Source organism: Rhodococcus phenolicus, assembly GCF_001646785.1.
Lineage (GTDB): Bacteria > Actinomycetota > Actinomycetes > Mycobacteriales > Mycobacteriaceae > Rhodococcus > Rhodococcus phenolicus.
This window is the reverse complement of record NZ_LRRH01000160.1, coordinates 1-2,887: the sequence shown is the minus strand read 5'-3', so window position 1 is coordinate 2,887 and position 2,887 is coordinate 1. Positions and strand designations below refer to the sequence as shown.

General features: G+C 70.8%; 1 protein-coding gene. It reads right to left on the bottom strand.

Translation table 11 applies throughout. From position 1 onward, the window contains the following. On the bottom strand, positions 1-2,887 hold a 2,887-nt coding region (locus A8G15_RS28305), incomplete at both ends, for a condensation domain-containing protein (RefSeq protein WP_245688041.1).

Below are 2,887 nucleotides of genomic sequence, written 5' to 3'. Positions count from 1 at the left end.
ACACCCACATCCACCGCACACTGCGCCAGAACGGCGCGCACGGCCTCAGCGGCCCGCACGGCGACAACCTCGTCGACGAGAGTCGGCAGGTAGGCGACCTCGACCGCAATCTCGTCACCCGGAGTGACCTCGAGGGTCATCGGGTACTGCGTCGAGTCCCGACCGCTCAGACCGGCGAGCGAGAGCGCGTCGTCGTCGAGCAGCGCGGTGAGCGCGGACTCGTCCATCGGGTACGACTCGAACACCACCAGGGTGTCGAACAGGCGCTGCTGCCCGGCGATGCGGTGCAGTTCGGTGAGCGACACGTGGTGGTGATCGAGCACCGACACCTGCTGCTCCTGCACCCGGACCAGTACATCCTCGAGCCGATCGGACGGGTCGAGTTCGACGACGACCGGGATCGTGTTGATGAACAGGCCGATCGCGGATTCGACACCGTCGACCTGGGACGGGCGTCCCGAGACGGTCGCGCCGAAGACGACGGTGGACTGCCCGGTCTGCTGCGCCAGCGCCATCGCCCACGCGACCTGCGCGACCGTCGACACGGTGACACCGCACGCGCGGGCCGCGGCGACGACACCGGCACTGGTCACGGCGTCGAGGGTGACGGGCGCGATCTGCGGGAACTCGGCCACCGAGACGCGTTCGGCAGGGGCGACGAGCGTCGGACCGTCGACGGGAGCGAGCACCTGACCCCATGCGTCGCGTGTCGCCTCGGGTTCCTGCTCGGCGAGCCAGGTCAGGAAGTTGCGGTAGCCATCGCGCTCACCCGCGGTATCGGAACATGTTCCGCCGCGGTAGTTCTCGATCAGTTCCGCCACCAGCAGCGGGGTCGACCAGCCGTCGATCACGGCGTGGTGTTCGGTGACGATCAAACGGTGCCGTTCCGGGGCGAGAACGACGAGGGCGCAGCGCAGCAGCGGCGGCACCGCCGGATCGAACCGGGCGTCGCGCTCGGCGTCGGCGACCCGGTCGGCGGCGGCGTCCGGATCCTCGTCGGCCGTGACGTCCACGACCATCCACGGCATCGGCACGAACGCGGGCACGACGCTGCGGTACGCGCCGTTCTCGTCCGTCACGAAGGCGGCCCGCAGGTTCGGGTGCGCGTCGAGCAACGCCTGCGCGGCGCGCTGCAGCCGGTCACGGTCGAGCGGTCCGGTGAATTCGAACGCGACCTGCCCCGCATAGACGTCGACTGCATCCGAGTCGGCGTGCAGCTGCGATTCGAAGATCAGGCCCTGCTGCAGACCGGTCATGGGCAGCACGTCGGCGAGTTCCCCGAACTGCCGCTCCCACCTGCACACGTCGGCCTGGGACGCGCCGGTGTCGAGGAAGTCGCCCGGCGTGTGCCGGACGGTCGGGACGGTCTCGGCGTGCCGTGCGAGCGTTGCGGCCGCATCGGCCCAGGCTGCGCCCAGGGCGCGGGCCTGCTCTTCGTCGAGGATGCCGGTGGCGTAGGTCAGACGTGCCTGGAGCCGGGGACCGTCCGGCCCGTCGACCGTGACCGCATTGACGTCGACGGCGGTAGCGGCCGGCATCTCCGGGCGGGTGTGCCCGAGCAGCCCTTCGAATCCGGGCAGAGCCGACCAGTCCTGTGCCCCGCCGGCGCCGGTCGCGGCGAAGCGTCCGAGGTAGTTGAATCCGATCTGCGGACGGGCACAGCCTGCGAGCAGTTCCTCTCCGGCGGGATCGAGGTACCGGGCCAGACCGTGATCGATCCCGTCGACCGCGCCGGCACGCAGCTGTTCCTTCACACTGCGCACGATCGCATCGGCATCGAAACCGTCTGCATCGGTGACGATTCCGGACAGATCCAGGCGGACCGGGTACGCGGCGGTGAACCAGCCGACCGTGCGGGACAGGTCGGCGCCGTCGACGAGTTCGTCGGCGCGGCCGTGCGTTTCGCGAGCGACGAGGACGCTGTCCGTAGCGGTTCCTCGACCCCGGTGCCAGCGCACGACGGCGACGGCCAGAGCCGCATACAGTCCGTCGTCGACGCTGCCGGCGTAGACCCGCGGCACGGTCGACAGCAGCGCACGAGTGGTGGCGACGTCCAGTTCCACGGTGACGTCTGCTGTGGACGCGTGGGTGTCGAGTGCCGGATCGAAGTCGCGGATTCCGAGCGGCTGCTCGAAGTCCCCGATCCGGGCAGCAAACGACCGGGCGCGAGCCTCGGTGTCGCCGGCGCTCGCACGGTCGGCCAGCGCGGTGTTCCAGGTACGAACCGAGGTCGGCACCGGGTCGAGGCCCTCGCGGTTCCACCGCGCGGCGAGATCCTCGAGCAGGACGCGCCAGGACACGCCGTCGACGACGAGATGATGCGCGGCGATGAGCAGTGCGCCGCGCTCCTCCGGCGCGACAGGCGACAGGAACACCGCCTGCACCATCACTCCGGCGGCGGGATCGAGACGTGCTGCCGCGGAAGTGAGTTCGGCGCGCACCTGCGCATCCCGGTCGGTTCCCGGCGCGACCTCGCGCACCAGGGCGTCGAGATCGAGCGTCGTCTCGCGAGGCACGTCGAGTGCGTCGGGCGCGCCGTCACCGTCGGCGTCGACGAGTCGGGCCCGCAGGATGTCGTGGTGCGCGATCACGTCCGCGAGTGCCGTGGCCAACGCGGCGCGATCGGCTCCGACCGGTGTGTGCACGACGGTGGCCTGGCAGTAGTTGTCGTAGAAGCCGTCACGGATCGTCGCGGTCGCGAGCGGGGTCAGCGGCACAAGCCCGGTTCCGTCGTCCGTGACCTCCGGCGCGTCGCCGAGCGTGCGGGCCGCCGCTGCCAGGGCCGCGACGGTGCGATGGGTAAACAGATCCCGTGCGGTGACCGCGATTCCGGCGCGCCGGGCGCGGGAGACGACCTGCAGGGACATGATGGAGTCGCCGCCCAGAT